Origin of the sequence: Chryseobacterium indoltheticum (assembly GCF_003815915.1) — a bacterium.
GTDB classification, from domain to species: domain Bacteria; phylum Bacteroidota; class Bacteroidia; order Flavobacteriales; family Weeksellaceae; genus Chryseobacterium; species Chryseobacterium indoltheticum.
Genome location: NZ_CP033929.1, coordinates 389208 through 410818, shown reverse-complemented (window position 1 = coordinate 410818; position 21611 = coordinate 389208). Strand labels below are relative to the sequence as shown.

Sequence of the window (21611 nt, the reverse complement as noted above, 5' to 3'; positions counted from 1 at the left end):
GAATTTTCTTTTTCGAATTACAAATTAAGGCACAATTACCGTGAAAATGTACGCTGCCAAATTGACTAAGAGAACGGTTCCGTACAATATATTGGTTTTTCCTCTGCTTAAGGATAGCATGACGATAAACACCGACAAAGTAAGAAGAATAATATCCTTTTTATCAAGACCCAACACCAAAGGAATATCATACATAATACTTACTGCAGAAATCGCAGGAATACTCAATCCAATACTTGCTAATGCAGATCCTAAAGCCAAGTTTAAACTCGACTGAAACTGGTTATTTCTCGCCGCACGAATAGCCGCCAGCCCTTCCGGAAGAAGTACAACGCCTGCAATAATAACTCCGACCAAAGATTTCGGCGCTCCCATGCTTTGTACCACGTCTTCGATGGTTTTAGAAAGTCCCTTTGCCATTAAAACAACAACGATCAAACAAACAACCAATAAGAAAAAGCTGACAATTGTCTGTGTTTTATTCGGTATAAAATGTTCTTCTGCATTGCCATCGGCCGGCACAAAATAGCTTCTGTGTCTTACGGTTTGTACCATTAAAAATACGCCGTAGATGACAAGACAAGCAATTGAAACAAAGATTAACTGTGCATTATTATAGTAAGGCCCATTTACACTTGAAGTAAAATTGGGAAGAATCAAAGTAATCACCAAAATAGAAACGATACTTACGAGATATGTTGTCGCAGAAGTTCTGGCAAAAAACTGTTCAAAATATTTGACACCGCCCACCAGGACACAAATACCGATAATTCCGTTAAGGATAATCATAACGGCCGCAAATACGGTATCTCTTGCTAAAGTAATAGCCTCTGCACCACCTGCAACCATCAAAGAAACAATAAGTGCGACCTCGATAATCGTAATACAGAGTGCCAAAATAATGGTTCCGTACGGTTCTCCGACTTTATGAGCGACTACTTCTGCGTGATGTACAGCAGATAAAACACTGCCGGTCAATAAAATTCCTGCAATAATATCAGAAATAATCCCTTGTCCCATAAATCCTGCGAAATAGTAAATCACAGCAAGAACAGGGAAAATGTAAGTATAATGTAAAAATTCTTTTGGCTTCATAAGTGATCCTAAAATACAAAAAATCTATCGAATTCGCAATCTTAAAAGAAAATATTAATAATATTTTAATGACACCACCACTCAAAATCCTGAAAGTCAGTCAACATATGAAAGAGCAAACCGATGCCGATTATCCTTAAATTTCCTTTAAAAAAGAGCAGCAAAAAATACACCGCAATAGCATAATATGAATGTAAAATATGAAAACCCACGCTCATTCTGTTGGGATCAAAAATGGGATCAGCAAACAGATGATCAAGGTCAACCAGCATTGTTGCAAGCAGAATCAGATACACTTTTTTCCATTGATCACGATAAAAAACAAAAGCAATAAGCGCCGGAAAAGCCAAATGCAGAAAGTAATGCACAAATGTTTTTAATAAAGCAATTTCTGGAGGACACATAGATTTTTATCTTAGAATTAATGGAAGTTTTTCTTTTTTGAATTTAATTTTCACCGTGTAGTCCTGGTTTTTATTTCCGTAAAAGAGATATTCGATATCTTTAAAAAACTGATTATTTAGAGTTTTAAATGAAGATAATAATAAAGGATTATTTTTGATGAAAATATAATTTTGATTTTTAGTCTCGTTTATTTTTACTGATTTTCGGGTAGATTTTATAGAAATATGGTTTTTATTTACACTCATTAAATTGGGCTGAAAAGGAATTGCTGTAAACTGATTTTTTGCATTGATCCATTTTTTATTTTGAAAATACGTCCAGGCTTTTTCCGGATTGGAAGTTTGAAGCACGATTTCAAAATCCGGCTGAACAATTTTCTGATAACTGATTTTCTCAATTTCATTAAAGTTATCATCATATTCGTAACTGACAATCGTATCATTCACTTGTATAAAATTAGCGCTCATTTGCAAATGATTAACCGATGTCGAATCTGTCATATTTTCTTTAAAAACAGAACCTATTTTCTTGATATTTTCTGAATCTAATTCAGCATCCAGAAATTGAGTTTTCTTATATAAATCTGAAATCAATGATTCGAAATTGGCAGAATTATGTTCATTTTTTATTTCAATCTCATCATCTTGTAAATCGACTGAAAAGTTTTGAGTCCGTAATTCTGAAATAAAAGAAATACTTCCTAAACCATCACCCATAAAAGAATCTGCATTCAAAACATTATTCCTGAATTTTTCAGAAAACGGTTTTCCGATGTTGTTAAAATTTAAATCGGAAGTTCCGACAATACATTTTTCACCATTAATTTTTACGAAAAGCTGGTTGTTTTTAAATATACCTTTTTCATCATTTATAAATTTTCGATCTTTTAAAAATGCTGAAAGTTTTTCTTTATCATTGATTTCTAAAACAGTGTACCATTCAGAAATTTTGGTATTGCTCAAATGGAAAATCTGCAGAAAATCTGGAATTTCCAATCCGGAATCTGTAACTGAAATTTTATTTTTCGCTCCATTTTTTTCTTCAAACCACTTTGAAGGATGCGCTATAAAGCTGGAAATATATTGTCTCTTCGCCTTTTTGATATCAACTAAAACAACAATATCTGCATTGTCAGGAATATAATTTAAGCTTTTATCTTTATGGAAAAACAGAAAATAAACTCCGATCGAAAGCAGAACTATTACGATAAGAAAAATATATTTTTTCTTCATGAATTTCTTATAAAATGATCTATTTTGGCTACAACCAATTTACATTAAAAATTAAGAAAACGGGCTAAAGCCCGTTTCTATTACTATCAGTTACAACGTATTTGAAGGCTTTTCAGATTCTGAAATCTTATATATCTCATCAAACAAATCAAAGAAATACATCAGACTGTTTTCTGAAGAATTTTTAATATCATAATTCATTTCAGTCTGAATACTGCCGCCTTTCACTTCGGTTTTAAAATAAACTTCACCCACATTTTTTCTTAACAAATCAAGCGTTTTTCTTTCAGATTTACTTTTAAATTCTTTGTCTAAACCAACCAAAAGCTTCTGAATATTCAATCGTCCCGACAAAGGATATTTCGAAGAATCTTTCATCCACTGCTTAGAAACGTCAGTTTTACTATTCGTGTTGATGTTATCTTTAGAAGTCGTCACATAAACAATTCCTTCTTTTACGGTGAAAAATAACTGATCAACATAACCGTTTTTATTTTTCTCGTCTTTAAAAGTATAAAACTCACCATTTTTAGAGAAGTTTTTAGCAAAAGCTTTATTGGAAGTCAATACATTGAAAACTCGTTTCCAATAGTTTTCATTTTCTGTAGCGAATGCAAAAGTAAAGTCAGGAACCATCACATCTTTGGTTTTCTTTACTTCTTTTTCGTTATAATTTTCGTCGTAATCGTAATCGGTGTATTCTACGTTTTTAGATTTTAATTCATTCAGAACAAAAATTCCGTTTCCGGGAGCAATTTTTGCGATCGCTTCTTCATCCAAAACGATTTTCATGGTTTCCATCATCAGTTCCATTTCTTTCTGATATTCAGACTCTCCTGTATTTTTCAGCAAGCCGTACATCATATCAAAATATTTAGAACCATTCACATTCATCACATAATAACCGACGCTTTTATCATTAATTAAGGCTGCTAGTTTTTTGTTCTTCTTCCCTTTATAGACTTCCGAAATATTCTTTTGTGTTTCCGGATCTTTATGTTGATAATTATTAACAAGTCTTACTTTATCTTTATCAAAATACAGATTATAAGATGTATTTGAGTTATATAGTTTACCTAAAATTCCGGCAAAATTATACGTTGAAGGCATGTTGTTGTAAATTCCTTCATTGATAATCCTCCCGTAATCTGCATAGATGAAAACGTCAGAATTTGGGTCTCTGAAGCTCAACATATCTTTGGTCACCGAAAACTCTGCATTTGAACTGAAATACTGATCAAAACGATCTTCCGCAAACTTTTTAACGATTTTGAATTTCTCAATATTGAGCGAATCCATTTCTTTTTGATAGCTTGAATCTACTTCATACGGCGCCTCTTCATAATAATCATCCTGCGAAATCGGCGGTGGCAAAACTTCTGCATTTGGTTTGTAAGTAGAATCTTTTACTGCTTCAGTTATTTCCGAAACTTTCTTTTCTTCTGGATACTTGTGATGCTTTTCAAGATACTTGATGTCTTTCTGAAGCTTTAGAATTTCAGCGTTATTATCTTTAATGCTTTCTTTTAAATATTTAATATCGTCTTTCAGATATCCAATTTCTTCTTTATAATCGAAAGGTTTCACTTCTTCCTCATCAATTGCTGAAGCTGCACTGTCAATAGCAATCACTGCACTATCTACAACTGCGACCGTGCTGTCAACAGCATCAATATCGTCCATCCAGTCTCCTTTTTTGTAAGGCTTTTGGTAGCTAATTACACTTAAAACGGCACGGTTTCCACTCCAGGCTACGAAAATATCATCATCAATATCAACGTATGAATAATTGTTTTTTCTGGTTACCTCCTGTCCTTTTTTCTTTACCGAATTGATAAATTCCTGAAATTTTTCCGGACTTTCTAAAGTAAAATGGGTGTTGTAAGATTTCACAGAATCATTCATCGTTGCATAATGATACTGCGTTGCATCGTATTTTATCCCTGTTTTGGAGTAATCGTTCCATGAAGCTTTTTTGTTCTTGCCTTTATCTTTGGTAATTTCCTGTAAAAATGGGTTGAATTTTTCCCAGTTAACTTTTTTGTTAAGCTGTTTTCCATTCACTTCCATGTAAAAAACCGCATTTTGTGGATCTTTCATTCTGTTTTGCGCAAAAGTGAGCACAAAACTAAAAAGAATAAAGAAAATGGTTTGTGTTTTTAAAAGTAGAGATTTCATTTTTTAATTTGGTTATTGTAGAATAATATTGTTTTGAATCTGTTTTTTCTGAAGGATAAAATCTAAAATATTTCCTTCAAGCTTCATCGCTTTTTTGTTTGGTGAAAGTTGATAAGCGCTATTAGATTGAGATTTCACTGTGTTTTCAAACTGCAGAACCGAAGTATATTTAGCATTATTAAAAACTTCTTTATCTGCCGCACTCAGTTTGTCATAATCACTTTTGAAAGTATTGATCTTATTTCTTGTGAAAATTTTCTTAGCAGAATTATGGCTGTAAATTTGTGTAGGAACCATTTTACCTAAAATATTCTTGGCTTTCAATTGATCTAATCCAGCGTTGATGTTTTCAATTTTTTTGAAATTACAGCTTAGTTTGACGATGTAATTATCAAAATCCATGGACGTTTTAACGTTTGAAATTCCCGGAACGCTTTTAAAAATCCTTGCAGCTTCATTAATTTTAGCCTCGATTTCACCTCTTTTCGGAACTTTTTTACCGTTTATGGTTTCCATTTTTGAGATGGATGCCAATCGTGTTTTGCTTTTACTGGCATTCAGAATGAGGGAATATTCTCCGCTTCCGTCTGCTTTGACATTGACTTTATCCAAAATATCAAAACAGCTCACTAAGAATAGCAGCGGAAGCAATAGCAAAAAATGTTTTAAAAAATGTTTCATGATTTGAGTTAAATATATTTTAAATTCGACCTTTCAGATAATCTTGTCTTAGCTGTTCATCTAACTTTTCAATGGCATATCTAAGGCATGTTCTTGGCATCTGTTTGTAATATTGGTTAAGATAAGCGATCAATTCTGCTTCATTTTTGTTTCCCATTTCTCTGAGCAACCAACCGTTTGCTTTATGCATCAAATCGTGTGGATGAAACAGGTTTTGGGTCACAAACTCTTTTGTTAATTCAAACGATCCTTTTTTAATGTAAAACATAGTCCCAACCACAGCAATTCTTTTGTGCCACATTTGGTCAGAATGAGAAAGCGTCCTTAAAAGACTTTCTTTTTGATTTTCGAAAGCATAGCGTCCCAAAATTTTATAACAACTTGTGTCAACCAGATCCCAATTGTTGATGTACTGAAGATGATTCAAATAAAATTCGATAATTTCTTCTTTTACATTGATTTCTTTTGTTTTTTCAAACTTATAAATCAACATTAGTAAAGCCGTCAACCGATGTTCGTGATAAGGAGAAGCAATCAATTCACTCAATTCTTTCAGATTGATTTTTGAATAATATTCCTTCGCAACCAATCTTTGATCAGGCACCTTCACACCCAAAAACAAATCACCTTCACCATATTCTCCTTTCCCTGTTTTGAAAAACTTAGGAAAAAAAGCTGCTTTTTCCGGAATGGACAAAACAGCTAATGATTCTTTGATTTCTTTAAGAATATTATTTGTCATCTTTATAAAGATCTTTATGATGAGTTGTTCTTACAAAAAATAAATCTTGTCCGTTTTTATAAATATTTAACCATGAACCATCAGGTAAAACTGTAGATTTAAATGTTATTCCACGGGCGAAAACATTAGAATTTTCTAAAGCAAGCATTTGATCTGAAAAGGTAGTGACAACAAGCGGCGAAATATCTAATTTCCCAGTTCCGCTATTTTGTATTGTTTCGTACAAAAGTTGATATTGACTGAAATGAAAATCTCCCTTATCTTGTTCTTTTACTGTATAATATAATTTTTGAAGATCCAATAAAAGTTCTTTATTTAAAGTATTTTTCTGATAAAGAATTTTTGCTTTTTCTAAAACCTCAGTTGCTTTTTTAAATGAAATTTTTCTGTTTGAAAACTTGGTAACTTCACCCAGATCATTCATAAATTCACTTCTTTTATAACCATAATCAACATAATTATTTCCATAATAAATATAGTTCAACTGTTCTTGGTTCAAAGATTTGGGATCAGTTTTAAAAATCTCTAAATTATCATAATAAAATTTTTTAGGATCACTTGTCACATCATTTTTTATCTGTTCAATATTCACTTGTGAAAAGTAAAATCCAAAAAAGAATAATGACATTAAGAAAAACATTTTTTTCATTTGATAATTCTATTGATTTACAATAAATTAATGACCGTCTTCTAAAGCAATACTTTCCTGCTCCTGTGCTTCTTTTTCAATCTGTTTTGGATTGGCAACTTTTGCAATCGTAAGTCCCTGAACTATAATCGAAAACACAACTACACAATAAGTAATACTTAAAATGGCATTGCTATATTCATTTTTCGGAATAGACATGGCCAAAGCGATGGAAACACCGCCGCGAATTCCACCCCAAAATAAAACTTTTATCGTCTGCGGACTAAATCTTGTTCGGAAGGACATAAATTTTGTAGGTCCCCAAATCGAAATAAACCTTGCAATCAAAACCACAGCAATTGCCAATAATCCCGGAACTACATAATGATTTAGATCTTTAATCATCAATAATTCAAAACCGATAAAAAGGAATAAAACGGCATTCAGAATTTCATCGATCAGTTCCCAAAACTTGATCAGATAATCCTGTGTGATAGATTTCATTTTAAATTTAACATTAAAATTACCCATAAACAATCCTGCTGCAACCATCGTCAACGGACCGGAAACATGCATTTGTCTTGCAACAAGATAACCTCCCATCACGACCGCAAGCGTTACCAATACAGAGATAATATAATCATCAATTTCTCGCATCAATCTGGAAGTAACCCAACCTAAAAGAACACCCAGAAGCAATCCGCCACCGGCTTCTTTCATTAATAAAATTGTGATATTTTCAACACCTAAATCAACTTCTTTTCCTACAGCCAACTGTAAAACCACTGTAAAAACTACAACCGCCATACCGTCATTGAACAACGATTCTCCGGCAATTTTTGTTTCTAATGACTTTGAAACATTAGCCTGTTTTAAAACACTTAAAACCGCAACCGGATCGGTTGGCGAAATCAATGCTCCAAATACTAAACAGTAAATAAAAGGAATTTTCAGCCCCACCAACGGCAACAGATAAAACATTCCGAATCCTACAATAAAGGTTGAAATGATTACTCCAGCTGTTGAAAATATAAGAACCGGCCGGAACTGTTCTTTTAAATCATTAATATTAATATGAATTCCTCCTGCAAAGAGAAGAAAATTAAGCATTGCTCCCATCAGAACTTCTGTAAAGTCTATACTGTTCATCAAATCATTGAGATGACCGAACGTTTTAGGAAGAAAACTTTCACCAAATAAAACCAAAATGATAGATACCACGATGGCAATGACCATAATCCCGATGGTGCTCGGAAGTTTTAAAAATCTGTAGTTGATATATGCAAAAATGGATGCTAATACAATAAGCGCTGAAAATGAATAATATAATTCCAATAAAATTGTTTTAAAAAATTAAGTCTAAATAAAGTACTTTGATATAAATTTTGTTCTCGCCTTTTTCCCAAACGTCGACGATACCATCTTTCAAAGTTTTAGAAGCTCTTGTATAGTCTTGTCCCACATTCATTACATTGAGAAAGATATACTCATCTCCCACGCTGTTTACTTTAAATGCTGTTTTTTCTGATTTTCCGTCCCCGGAATCTTTGATAGCATCCGTAAGGAGCCTTAATTGGGAAATGTGATGAGCGAAGTTTCCTATATCTTTTGTCTGATCATAGGAACGCAGTAAAATAAGAATAACATCAAGGTTGGTAGGATCTTTTGAATAAAGTATTTTACCAAGCCTGATGCATTCTATAAAATTGTTGCTTTTGAAAGCCTCTGCTAATTCTTTGAAATCGTCTCCTGCTTGGGAAACCAGATCTTTCCTGAAATTTCTTCCGTAGTACAAATGCTGCGCTTCTGTACTGTCGATAGATTTTGGAAGTCCTCTGAATTTAAAGATAAGTCTGTCGTAATTGTACGCAGATTTGGGATTGCTGAGGTTTTTCTCGATATTTTTCAAATCGAGTTTTGTCTTTTGACCAAAGCCAAAAAACGGAAGAATAAGTAAAAAGAATAAAATTCTGCAATTCATTAATCTTCTTTTTCTGAAGCTTCGTCTTCGTCGTTATCGAAATATTCGAAGAGGAAATCATTGTATGGGAATCTTGAAATATGAATTTTCATCACCTCATCATAAACCAGTCTTTTCATCTCAGGGAAATTTTCTTTCGTAAGAGCAGAAATGAAAACTGCAGGGTGCTTAGATTTTGCCATCCAGGTTCTCTTCCATTCTTCAAGAGAAACGTTTTTGCTTGAACTTGGCGTAAGATCGTCCTCGTCTTTTTTCTCGTAACTGAAATCATCAATTTTATTGAAAATCATAATCATTGGTTTCTGATGTGCATTGATTTCCATTAAAATCTGATTCACAGATTCTATATGATCTTCGAAGCTTTCGTGAGAAATATCAACAACGTGAATCAATAAATCGGCTTCACGCACCTCATCCAAAGTAGACTTAAATGATTCTACCAATTGAGTCGGCAATTTTCTGATGAAACCTACGGTATCCGTCAAAAGAAAAGGTAAATTTCCGATTACTACTTTTCTTACGGTTGTATCTAAAGTTGCAAAAAGTTTATTTTCGGCAAACACATCAGACTTAGAAATAGCATTCATCAAAGTTGACTTTCCTACGTTGGTATACCCTACCAAAGCAGCACGAACTACTTTCCCGCGGTTATTACGTTGGGTTGCCATTTGTTTGTCGATAATTTTCAGCTTGTCTTTCAATAAAGATATTCTGTCGCGGATGATCCTTCTGTCGGTTTCAATCTCTGTTTCACCGGGACCACGCATTCCGATTCCCCCTTTTTGCTTATCTAAGTGAGACCACATTTTGCTCAATCTCGGCAGCAAATATTGGTATTGCGCCAATTCAACCTGAGTTCTTGCATAAGAAGTTTGTGCTCTTTGTGCGAAAATATCGAGAATAAGATTGGTTCTGTCAAGAATTTTTACTTCAATTTCTTTTTCAAGATTTTTAAGTTGAGAGGGAGACAATTCATCATCAAAAATTATGGTTCCGATCTCATTTTCCTTTACATATTCTTTTATTTCCTGTGCTTTTCCACTTCCTACAAAGGTTTTGGGATCTGGCTGAGTTAAATTCTGAGTAAAGCGCCTGTCTATTGTAGCGCCCGCCGTATGAGCTAAAAACTCCAGCTCGTCCATATATTCCTGCAACTTATCAGCATCTTGATTTTGGGTAACAACGCCCACCAAAACTGCCTTTTCGTAACTATGTTGTTTCTTTTCTAGCATTAAATTCTGTATAATTTATAAGATTTACAAGATAATATTTTTAATCAATAAATGCAACTACACTGTCTAAAAACAGGTGATTTTTCTCAAATAGTTACAGTATCTGTTTATATAATAGTTATTTATTCTCTTTTCTATGATAAATATTATTCTGAATCTTGAAAAATAAGATTATTCAGGTTTATATTTAGTTATTATTAATTTGTAGCAGAGAAAATTAATCCCAATCTGCAGCGATAAATTGCATTTGAGTTCCTTTGTCATCATAAAGCGTAAGAAAATGGCCATTGATTTCATAACGAGTCATTTTTTCAAAAACTTTTGTGAATTCTGTTTCCAGATTCATTTCCTGACAAGCCATTAAGGTGCTTCCTAACCCGGAAAACTCCACTTTGTTTTTAGATTTAAATTTTGAAGTAAAAAACATTCTGTTGCAGCCCATCATCGCTGTTCCTCGGATTTTACCGTCTGTTGCTGGCGCAGTAAGGTTGATCTCTGCTTTATTTTTTACAAGCTCTTCTTTTGTGAAGCCATCAAACGAAACCAACATCCATTCTCTTTGGTAGTGCTGATTATTCAACTTTGCCGTAGAGCAGCTTACAGCTAAATTTAAAATAAAAAAGGCGGAAAGAAATGATAAAATGTTTTTCATATCACTCAGCCACCCATTTTCGTACCAATTGCTGACAAATTATCGTAAAAATTAGTAAATTAGCCCCACAAAAATTATTTTATAAAATGAAAAGAATATTTTTACTATTCACTTTCTTGTTAGGCTTTGCTCAAATGAGGGCAGACGAAGGAATGTGGCTATTGATGCTCATCAAAAGACTTAATGGGGTAGACATGCAAAAACAGGGTCTAAAGTTGACTCCGGAAGAGATTTATTCTGTAAACAACTCTAGCTTAAAAGATGCAATCGTAAGCTTTGGAGGATTTTGTACAGGAGAAATCGTTTCAGACAAAGGGTTGATTTTTACAAATCACCACTGCGGGTACGGTGCTATTGCAGCGGCTTCAACTCCTGAAAAAGATTACCTGAAAAATGGTTTCTGGGCAATGAATCAGAAAGATGAGTTTAACTCTAAAGATCTTTATGTAAGATTTTTGGTAAGAATGGATGATGCTACGCAGAGAATCAATTCTAAACTAAACGAAAATATGTCTCCGGCTGACAGAAAAGCTGTAATTGATGCTGAGACTAAAGCAATTCAGGCAGAAAATTCTGAAAACGGAAAATATACTGTTGTAGTAAAAGATTTCTTCAACGGGAATGAATTTTACTATTTTGTTTATCAGGATTATAAAGATATCAGATTAGTAGGTGCACCGCCTTCAGCATTAGGTAAATTCGGAGGTGACACAGATAACTGGGAATGGCCTAGACATACTGCTGACTTTACAGTTTTCAGAGTATATGCAGATGCAGCAGGAAATCCTGCAGAATTTAAGCCAACCAACGTTCCTTTGAAGCCTAAGCATTATTTACCTGTTTCTCTTAAAGGATACAAACCTGGTGATTTCTCAATGATTCTAGGATATCCGGGAAGAACAAACCGTTACCTTACCTCTTATGGTATTGATCAAATGGTAAACAAAGATTATCCGGCTTGGGTAGAAGCTTCAAGACTTGCAATGGATGTGATGAAGAAGTATATGGATAAAGATAAGACAACTCAGCTTGCCTACGCTTCACAATATGCTTCTGTTGCCAACTATTGGAAAAACAGACAAGGAACAATTGATGCCGTGAAAAATAACGGAACAATTGCCGATAAAGAAGCTATTGAAAAAATCTACAGAGATTGGTCTGTACAGCCAAACAACGAAAGTTATGATGGCGTTTTAGAAGGTATCAAAGCTTATTACAAGCAGGTATCTGATAGAAATGTTGAGAAAAATTATGCTTCTATTCTTACAAGAAATACAAAATACATCAGCCTTTCTTACCAATTGGGAAGTCTTTTAGATGCTTATGCTTTACAGGATATGAAAGGTAGACTGGCCATGAAACCGAAAGTAGAAGAAGCTATTAAAACCGCTTACGAAAGCATCAATACTGATTTAGAATCAGAAATGATTACTTCTATGGTTAAGCTTTACCAAAGCAAAGTAAATCCTGATGTTGCTTCTAAAACAATTATGGATCTAGACGCCAACAATCTTGCAAAAATGGCGGCTTCATCAATATTTGCCAACAAAACTTCGGCTACAAATTTTATGATGAACCCAGACCGTTTGAAATTGGATGCAGATCCGCTTTCAAAAATCGCAAAAGGAATTATAGCTGATCAAAAATATTCGGCAGAAAGATTTGTGAAGGTTGACGATAATTTTGCTAAAAACAACCGTCTTTTCTTAGGTGGTTTAATGAAAGCAATGCCTGAGAAAAAATTCTATCCGGATGCAAACTCTACAATGAGGCTTACTTACGGATCTATTGATACCTTACCAATAAGAGACGACAGAAATTACTTTGGTGTTACTGACAACTACTACACAACAATGGAAGGTTTAGTAGGAAAATATAAAGCTGGTGACGAAGAATTTGATCTTCCACAAAGAGTAATTGCACTTCACAACATGAAAGATTATGGCCAATATGCTGATAAAGCAGGTTACATGCCGGTAAACTTCCTTTCTAATAATGATATTACAGGCGGTAACTCTGGTTCACCGGTAATTGATGGAGAAGGAAACCTTATCGGTATTGCTTTCGACGGAAACAGTGAAGCATTGAGCGGAGATATTGTATTTGAAGACAAATGGCAAAAAACAATCAATGTTGACATCCGTTTTGTTCTTTGGACAATTGACAAATATGCAGGTGCAAGAAGAATTGTAGACGAACTAAAATTAGTTAGAGACGAAAATACTCCAGCTGATACAGGGAAATCTAAACTAAAAAATGTTGCTCCGGCAAAAAAGAAAAAGTAATTTTCTAAACAATATTTTTTAAAACCGTGGAATTTATTTCACGGTTTTTTTGTTGTCTTTTTTTAATTAAATGATTCTGTACAAATATTCAGATGATCTATTTAAAACTTTTATTGATGAATTTTCTTCACCCGGAAGTGTTGAAGAATAACATTTTTTTGTACTTAATCTTTTCAAATTTTATAGGTTAAAAAACTAACTCCATAAAAAAACAATCATTTTTATACACTAAAAATCAATTACTTAGAATTTATTTTCAATAAAAACATATTTTTCTTGTCAGGATTCTTACATAAACACGACTATACTTATAAATCAGTTAAAACTATAAAAATACATTTATGAAAAGGAACATTTTAAAAATGACAACGCTCGGATTTGGGCTTATGACAATTTTCAGCCTTTCATCATGTGATGATGACGAAATGATGGTGATGGAAAGTCCTATGGAAAAAACAATTACTTTTGAAAATATTGTTACCCCAAAAGATTTTGTAGAAAGTGGCAGCTTTCAGGGAACCAATACTCCGGTTATTATGCCTGGAGAATCAGTCTCTTTTAAATTCATTGCAGGAAAAGCGCAGTCTTTAATGTTCGCAACGATGTACGGAGCATCCAAAGATTGGTTTTTTGCATCAAAACAGCCCGGAATAAAATTATTTGATGCTAATGGAAATGCCATTACCGGCGACGTTTCTTCGGAAGTTTTATTATGGGACAACGGCACAAAAGACAATACTACTGGAACCGCTCAGAACAATCCTATCGCTCAGGTTCCCAATGTGAATGCCTCTCAACTGGTAAAACTAAATCTTAGCTACGACATTATGAAATCTGAATTTACCTTAATGATAACAAACACCTCTGGAGGAACAGCTAATGCGACACCTTTATCTCCGGGAGTTTGGGCAGTTTCAAACTATAATGGTTCGCAATTGCTTAATTCTGCTCCATTTTTTACACCTAATGCATTATCAAATCCAGAAATTACAGATATTGCTCAAATGGGAAGCATTACTAAAATGGTAACCAAACTTAATGCAAATACAGGAATTATGACCGGGCTTTCTCCTGCTTTGGTTGTGGTTTACAGTGGTAATCAAAACCCTATTTACCAAGCAGGCCAGCTAGATTCTGGTAATGGATTAAAAGAAGTTTCTCAAACCGGAAATGTTATGAAACTTCAAACTACTTTAAAAGCTATGCCTAACGTAAAAGGAGTTTATATTGCAGGAAATGCTCCTCTAGCACCGGGAAGCAAGATGATGACCAGCTTTTCATTTACACCGGGAGATAAAATAGCCTACGTAACCATGTTTGGCTTTTCTAATGACTGGTTTTATGCTAATGAGCAAAGTATTGATGCGGGTACAACAGGCGATCTTACATCAAAAACAACTTTGTATGATTCGGGAACAGGAGTCAATCAATATCCTGGAGCAGGAAACCGTCAGTCTTTATTTGGAGGAACTCCTCAGGCAGAAAGTATTGTTATTTCGAAAGTAGGAACTCAATATCCCGTACCTGCAGTACAAAATGTCTTAAAAGTGACCGTGAATTAATTAAATATAAATCAGGGTTTAATAAAAACATCAAATGATTTCGATGAGCATCTCTGAATGAAAATTCTGGGGTGCTTTTTTATTAATGAAAATTGATATTAAAGATTCCTACATTTAGTTAGGAAATAAATACTTCATCTGATAAAAAATAGTCAAAAAAGAGAGCTGTTTTTTGCAAAACAGCTCTTCATAATAAGATATAAAAAAGGTTATTCCTTTACTATTTTTTTTGTAATAGTTGCTTTCGTTCCGTGTAACTTGAGAATGTATAATCCTCTAATCAGCGTAGAACAATCTATTGTGCCATTCAAAGTCTGACCTTTATCTATCAACCTACCTCCCGTGTCGTAAATTTCATATGTCATTACTGTGGTTGACTTAACGTAAAGAATATTTTTTACAGGATTCGGATAAATTTCTATATTTTCCTTTTGTTCATTAAAAGCAATATTTCCAATATCTTTTTTTCCTGAAGCATTCGTAGCTATTCCTCCCATATTAGAGGCTGTTCCCAACATTTGTCCAAATCTTGGTTCTTCTTTCACACATCTTACATTCATTGCATTCATTGGATGATTGGTATAAAATTCATTCATTGCTATTAATCGAGATAAAGATGCATTAATTGTTTCAAAAGCAAGATTATATGCTGTTCCATAAGAATTTGTTGATTTTAAAGCGCCTGTCCAAACTCCTGAAAGCCCCAAATTCATTGAAGACGACAGAGCATTATTACTGCTAGATCCTCTAAACCCTGTAGCAGGATAGTTTCCAATTTTATATTGTGTATTGATATTTCCTGAATTCGAAGATCCATTGAATTGATATCCATACACCAAGCTCGCATTTTTCACTGTTGATCCTAAGTAATACGGAACTCCTCCATTGTATATATCTGATGGGGTTTTAATTTCAAAACCAACATCCTGAACAATACCCAAACTATGGATTTTAAATTTGTCTACAGAAGCATTAGGCATGAAAAATCCATTATACCAAGGAGAGCTTCCCTTATTATCATTAGTATGATTAGGATCACTTGGCTCATTATCTGGTATCGTGATTGAAATATCAGGAACCCTCCATCCTCCAGGACATGGATCGAAAGGAGACTTCACCGTCGCATGACCCCATCTTTCCATCATTTGGTTAGGTGTAGAAAATAACCAATCTTGACCGTAGGCTGCATTAAAACTCGACCTATTTGTGTATTTCTCATTAGGTATCATAAACGCCAAAGGATTTTCAACGGAATACTTAAGATTATTTTGAATCTTTTCTTTTTTAGATGTTCCCACAGTTCCGTAATCGACATCTCTACGCTTAGTATAGTTATTTACATAACTGTTTCCGTTAAGCTCAGTAAATGATGAAACATACATATTTCCATCGACGTCAGGTCCAGATGATGTCCAGATGGAATAGTCTCCTGTTTTTTTGAGTCCGTTTGCTGTATTCAACCCTGTTTTTATAAATGTTGGAATTGGATCTTTTCTTCCCCATTGATATTGCATTCCAGCAGAATTATTAATCATAGCTAGCTCTTCTTCTGTTACTGCTTCAGGGTTTACAACATTCGGAAATGAATCTGTAGCACCCAAATTCCTGTCCATAAAGGTACTTTTCATAGGCTGCGCTCCGGAATTGGTAAAGTTCACATAGTTTGAGGTTGAAGGTAATAATACATCTTCAGTTTGATAAACGACTTCATTTATATCACTGTTATTTACCCAAACATGCCAGCTCCAATAAGCGGGATTTGAAATATTATCATTATGTAGCGAGATCAATGCATTTCCTATTTGGTTTCCTGCAATTTTTACCGAAATATAACCATTTTTAATGTTACTTATGTTGGTCGGTATATTGATTACCTTGACATTTGAAATTAAAGATTTGTTATCTGACCAATATACATTTACTTTCAGATTGTTGAAGCTTAACATTCCATGATCTGACAGATACTGATTGTAAACAGAAAATGCTTTTGAAATAGGAATCTGTATTTCCTGCTCGGTAGTTGATTTTGTAATTGCATAACTGTTGGGCTCTGTAATTCCGTCAGTAAAATTTAGTAGGGTATTTGAAATTAAATACTCTGTCGGAAAATTATAATTAACAGCATATTTATCTTCTATGCAGCGACATGCTGCTGCACCTGATAAAGCACCTGACTCGTAAGCGGAAACATAATATTTTCCAAACATATTAGGGTATTGTATTGTATCTGGTTGTGAGGAAAATTGCCCAGCGTCTCCATATGCATGAAAATAATATGAATATGGATTATTAACCTCTTCACCATTATTATTAATTGATATAGAAGCAACTGTGGCAGACTGAACAATAATCTCGTGCGGATCCTGATGATAAAAATCTCCAGTACTTCCTACAACATATTTACCATTACCCGGATATACTCCCATATTCCGGTTTCTTACTCCTAGAATTGTAGTATTGGTAAAATCTATCCCCAGATTTGCATAAATCTTAATTCCTGCTAAAGCATCATTCTGCTGGGTCGGTTTTACGTTACTATATGTGGCCTTATCATTACTAGGGTTACCCTGATTTCTACCCCATGGAGAAAAAGCATTCTGAACGGTAAGAGAAAAAGCATTATTGATGTAAGACGGTACTCTCCAGTTGTTTGGACATGGATCATATGAAGTTTTTGGCTTATAGGTATTTATTGCTCCTCCTGTATTGTATGCCAACTCAGAATTATCCCCCCAGAGGTCAGCTTTTTTTCTACTTGCATGGTCTACCCCAATATCTTTTGCAAACCAAGCGTCTCCAGAAACTATATTTATAAAAATTAAGTTTAAAGGATTGTTGACAGCATATTTTATATTACTATTAATATCAAGATACTGTCTCTGTACACTAGCAAGCCTGTTGACAGATCCATCACTTGTATAATCATATAAATGTTTTTTCAAACCGGCAGTCCCATTAACTTCATACATAGAACCATCTTTATTTTCAAACGCAGGGAAGGGATCTTTTCTACCCCACTGATACATTAGACCTCCAGATTTGTTCCAGTCATATCCAATGAAGCTCTTATTTGTAGCACCCAGATTTCTATCCATCCATTTAGGGGTAAATGTTTTGTTAACACCGTTTTCAACATAACTTGCTAATGGTCCATTATTATTAACATGTCCATAATTAACTCCCCCCGTTGGGTCATCTGTTACCCATATATGCCAACTCCATATTATTTTGTCATTAACTTTTAAAGCAACAACAGCATTTCCTTTTCCTTTAGTTTTATCTATTTCAACTTTTATTTTAGCATCTTTTGCAGATCCTCCCGCAGGGATTTCAATAGGTAAACTATAGTTAGTTGAACGTGTAAGTCCTGCGACATCTTCCCAATAAACCTCTGCTGTCTGCACTCCAATAAGTGCCGTAGAATCGTTTATCAATCCGTTTTGGTCATTCCACATTGCATAAGCCTTCTTTACAGGGATATAAATACCGTCAACTTCATTATTGTTTGAATCTTTACCTGTATATATATATGAGTTTGGTGCTTTACTCCAGTCTCTACAATCTGCCTGAGTAATAGTAGCTGTTACGCTTGATGTACAACCTGCATTATTTTTCACAACGATGGTATAGCTTCCAGATGCGAGAGCTGATTTCACATTGGATGTTTGATAAGTAAGCCCTCCATCAAAACTATACTGAATATCCGATTTAGGAGAAGTAACAGTAATAGTCCCCGTAGTAGTAGAACAGGATGGCTGAACGATATCCAGAACTGGATTTGTGGGAATACTTGGAGCTTGGTTAATAACAACACTTGTTGCGCTTGATACAGAACCTGCTAAATTTTTTACTTTTACTAAATATGTTCCCGGCGATAAGCCCGATCTTATATTTGATGACTGAAAAGTTGCACCATCATCAAAACTATAAGTAACATCTGTAGTTGGCGATGTTACCGTAATAGTGCCCGTTGATACGGTACATGAAGGCTGAAGTACCGAAACTACAGGAGTCTGTACTTGAGCTGTATGTATGTAATTATTTATCTTTAATGAAGATAACAATCCATTTCCAAAATCTGCCAACAGCTCAGCATAATGATTACCTACGGTAGAAAATGTAACGCTTGGATTATTTTGTGTTGAGGTCAAAATATTTGCTCCATCCTCAAAGCTCCAAGAAACCGACGTAGGGCTACCTGATGACAGATTACTAAACTGAACATTGCTTCCTACATTTACAGAAGTGGGTGTAGCAGAAAATTCCGCAATCGGCGAAAACGTAAATCCCAAACCAAAATTCACATTTGCGTTGACGTCTGTTGCCTGTCTCTGCCCTGTATTATTCGTATACACTTTTACCTTCACATAATATTTACCTGGTGTCAGAGGATAACTTATCACTTCAGGGTTCCTGCTGTTTAGCCATCCTTTAGCACCATCGCTCATCCACGATGTAGCAGTAATTAATAATTCGGTTTCGCTTCCGTCAGAGTTTTTTTTAACTAAATAAGTCCAGTTTCGAACAAAAGATAAGGATCTAAGATTTAAAACAGCCGTTGTCACCCCGTTTGGAATTTCAAATACTTTACTTTCATAATAATGGTTTCCGGTAATTGCATTGTTTCCGGTAATCCATCGTGTAATTCCTACAACTCCTCCTGTTGAAGCAGAAGACCATCCTATCGCATTAGAATGACGTGTGATAGGCGTACTTGTTACTCCATTAGGATCTTTGTACTTCCAATCGCTATCTGTAGCACCAATCTCTGCCATAATAGTACCGTCATCATTTCTTCCTGTACAAAGATCTATTACATTCGCTGCAGAAACCTGAATGCTTTTGGTAGAGAATGAACTTCCAGAAGCATTATTTACGGTTAATTTTGCGGTGTAAATTCCTGTTGCAGTATATGCCACGCTAGGATTCTGATTTGTAGAGCTGGAAGGTGTTCCTCCAGTAAATTCCCAAGTAAAAGAAGTCGGGCTTCCTGTACTTTCATTAGTAAATGTTACCGAATTTGCACCTGAAACGGCAGCCGTAAATTTCGATAACGGGCTTTGTGCATTGAAAAGCATTGCGCAAAACAACAGAAAAAGTAAATTAAATTTTTTCATTATTTGTTGTTTTTAATTATCCCTACTCTATTAAAGGCTTTTCGGGGTACTCCTTTTTATTTATACACTAGATTTCAACTCATTAATATTTAATTGGAAGTGAATAAAATTTTTATAATAGTGCTGATAGAATGTTATTGAAAATTATTGTAATCAGAAATTAAAGTAAATCACTCTTTAAAAAATCACACATTCCAAAATTCCCGATCGAGGCTTCTGTACTGTATCGCTTCCGAAATATGATGAGACAAAATACTTTCAGACTCTTCCAGATCAGCAATTGTTCGGGCTACTTTTAAAATTCTGTCAAATGCTCTGGCAGAAAGATTCAGTTTCTCCATAGCTTGTTTAATAAGGTTAAATGAGGCGTCATCAAGTTCACAAAACGTTTCAGTTTCTTTTGGTCCAATTTGGGCATTGTAGCTGATTTGCAAATCTTTATACCTTTCATTTTGAATTTCTCGGGCCTTTAAAACTCTTTTTCTGATATCTTCGCTTTTTTCACCTTTCCTTTTATCCGTCAATTTTTCAAACTCAACTTTCTGCACCTCAACATGAATATCGATTCTGTCTAAAAGTGGTCCCGAAAGTTTATTCATATACCGCTGCATTTCAAGAACAGAAGACGTATTATTGGGATCATCGGGGAAATATCCGCTCGGACTTGGGTTCATCGAAGCAATCAGCATAAAACTTGCAGGATAATTTACGGTAAACCTGGCTCTGGAAATTGTTACTTCTCGGTCTTCTAGAGGCTGGCGCATGACTTCCAAAACCGTTCTTTTAAATTCGGGCATTTCATCAAGAAATAAAACTCCGTTATGAGCCAATGAAATTTCTCCCGGTTGCGGGTAACTTCCGCCACCAACAAGCGCAACATCTGAAATCGTATGATGAGGTGAACGAAATGGGCGAACGGTCATCAAAGAAGTTTCCGTTCCCATTTTCCCTGCTACTGAATGTATTTTTGTGGTTTCTAAAGCTTCTTTTAAAGTAAGTGGCGGCAAGATACTCGGAACTCTTTTTGCCAGCATTGTTTTTCCGCTTCCCGGTGGGCCGATAAGAATAATATTGTGACCTCCGGCGGCGGCTACTTCCATTGCTCTCTTGGCGGTTTCCTGGCCTTTTACCTCAGAAAAATCAAAAGGGAAATTATTTATTTTATCCTGAAACTCTTTTCTGGTGTCTAAAACCACCTTTTCAAGAGGCTTTCCTTCATTAAAAAAATCGATGACTTCTTTAATATTTTCAACACCATATACATCAAGATTATTTACAATGGCGGCTTCTCGGGTGTTTTGTTTAGGTAAAATAATTCCTTTAAAACCACCTTCACGAGCCTGAATAGCAATGGGAAGTACTCCCCTTATCGGTTGCAAACTCCCATCAAGCGAAAGCTCGCCCATAATGATATAATCTTGTACATTTTCACCAAGAATCTGGTCAGACGCTATTAAAATTCCGATTGCAATACTCAAATCATACGCTGCACCTTCTTTCCGCAGATCTGCGGGAGCCATATTGATTGTAATCTTTTTTCCGGGAATCTTAAATCCGCAATTTTTGAGTGCCGCAGAAATTCTGTAACTGCTTTCTTTGATGGCATTATCGGGAAGACCTACCAAATGATAGCCTACTCCTCCTGTATCAACATTGACTTCTATGGTAATGGTTTGTGCAGAAACTCCATGAATGGCGCTGCCATAAATTTTTATCAGCATTATATTGTGTTTTAAGTAAAAATAATCAAAATTTCTATCAAATAATAATTAAATTTTATCAATTTGACAAAAGGTAATAGCTATCGAACAACTTAAACCA

Annotated in this window: 15 protein-coding genes; 2 read left to right on the top strand and 13 right to left on the bottom strand. The window is 34.7% G+C overall.

Annotated features, from left to right (window positions below; all coding sequences use genetic code 11):
- Positions 1–24 precede the first annotated feature (24 nt).
- The 11 genes from EG358_RS02015 to EG358_RS01965 all read right to left on the bottom strand — a co-directional run bounded on the left by EG358_RS02015 (position 25) and on the right by EG358_RS01965 (position 10826).
- Positions 25–1095 (bottom strand): calcium:proton antiporter, encoded by a 1071-nt coding sequence (locus tag EG358_RS02015; RefSeq protein ID WP_076561221.1) that lies wholly within the window; start codon positions 1093–1095, stop codon positions 25–27.
- A gap of 65 nt (positions 1096–1160) precedes the next feature.
- Positions 1161–1499: a DUF6122 family protein gene (locus tag EG358_RS02010; RefSeq protein WP_076561220.1), complete on the bottom strand. Its 339-nt coding sequence runs from the start codon at positions 1497–1499 to the stop codon at positions 1161–1163.
- 6 nt (positions 1500–1505) lie between these two features.
- Positions 1506–2732 carry a hypothetical protein gene (locus tag EG358_RS02005; protein WP_076561219.1) on the bottom strand — a complete coding sequence of 409 codons (1227 nt, stop codon included), beginning with the start codon at positions 2730–2732 and terminating at the stop codon, positions 1506–1508.
- A gap of 90 nt (positions 2733–2822) precedes the next feature.
- Positions 2823–4910, bottom strand: a complete 2088-nt coding sequence (locus EG358_RS02000; RefSeq protein ID WP_076561218.1) for a hypothetical protein — start codon at positions 4908–4910, stop codon at positions 2823–2825.
- A 12-nt stretch (positions 4911–4922) separates the two neighbouring features.
- Positions 4923–5591 carry a hypothetical protein gene (locus EG358_RS01995; protein ID WP_076561217.1) on the bottom strand — a complete coding sequence of 223 codons (669 nt, stop codon included), beginning with the start codon at positions 5589–5591 and terminating at the stop codon, positions 4923–4925.
- 19 nt (positions 5592–5610) lie between these two features.
- On the bottom strand, positions 5611–6333 hold the full coding sequence (locus EG358_RS01990) for a DNA alkylation repair protein (protein ID WP_076561216.1): 723 nt from the start codon (positions 6331–6333) through the stop codon (positions 5611–5613).
- A complete protein-coding gene (locus EG358_RS01985) occupies positions 6323–6961 on the bottom strand; it encodes a DUF4919 domain-containing protein (protein WP_159436379.1) in 639 nt (212 codons plus the stop codon). Before EG358_RS01985 ends, EG358_RS01990 begins: the two co-directional genes overlap by 11 nt.
- 48 nt (positions 6962–7009) lie before the next feature.
- Positions 7010–8296: a cation:proton antiporter gene (locus EG358_RS01980; RefSeq protein WP_076561214.1), complete on the bottom strand. Its 1287-nt coding sequence runs from the start codon at positions 8294–8296 to the stop codon at positions 7010–7012.
- Positions 8297–8306: 10 nt separating this feature from the next.
- Positions 8307–8942, bottom strand: coding sequence for a DUF4919 domain-containing protein (locus tag EG358_RS01975; protein WP_076561213.1), 636 nt, complete (start codon positions 8940–8942; stop codon positions 8307–8309).
- Positions 8942–10174: a GTPase HflX gene (gene hflX, locus EG358_RS01970; RefSeq protein ID WP_076561212.1), complete on the bottom strand. Its 1233-nt coding sequence runs from the start codon at positions 10172–10174 to the stop codon at positions 8942–8944. The genes EG358_RS01975 and hflX overlap by 1 nt, the downstream gene beginning before the upstream one ends.
- A gap of 217 nt (positions 10175–10391) precedes the next feature.
- A complete protein-coding gene (locus tag EG358_RS01965) occupies positions 10392–10826 on the bottom strand; it encodes an META domain-containing protein (RefSeq protein WP_076561211.1) in 435 nt (144 codons plus the stop codon).
- Positions 10827–10912: 86 nt separating this feature from the next.
- On the opposite strand from EG358_RS01965, the gene EG358_RS01960 reads away from it, so the two are divergent.
- Together EG358_RS01960 and EG358_RS01955 are read left to right on the top strand one after the other, a co-directional pair.
- Positions 10913–13111, top strand: a complete 2199-nt coding sequence (locus tag EG358_RS01960; RefSeq protein ID WP_076561210.1) for a S46 family peptidase — start codon at positions 10913–10915, stop codon at positions 13109–13111.
- A gap of 341 nt (positions 13112–13452) precedes the next feature.
- A complete protein-coding gene (locus EG358_RS01955) occupies positions 13453–14673 on the top strand; it encodes a spondin domain-containing protein (RefSeq protein ID WP_076561209.1) in 1221 nt (406 codons plus the stop codon).
- A gap of 209 nt (positions 14674–14882) precedes the next feature.
- Here the strand turns inward: EG358_RS01955 and EG358_RS01950 are convergent, their stop codons facing one another.
- Both EG358_RS01950 and EG358_RS01945 read right to left on the bottom strand, forming a co-directional pair.
- Positions 14883–19790: a PKD domain-containing protein gene (locus EG358_RS01950; RefSeq protein WP_083677056.1), complete on the bottom strand. Its 4908-nt coding sequence runs from the start codon at positions 19788–19790 to the stop codon at positions 14883–14885.
- Between the two features lie 185 nt (positions 19791–19975).
- Complete coding sequence (locus EG358_RS01945; protein WP_076561207.1) at positions 19976–21511, bottom strand: YifB family Mg chelatase-like AAA ATPase; 1536 nt, start codon at positions 21509–21511, stop codon at positions 19976–19978.
- Positions 21512–21611: the final 100 nt, after the last annotated feature.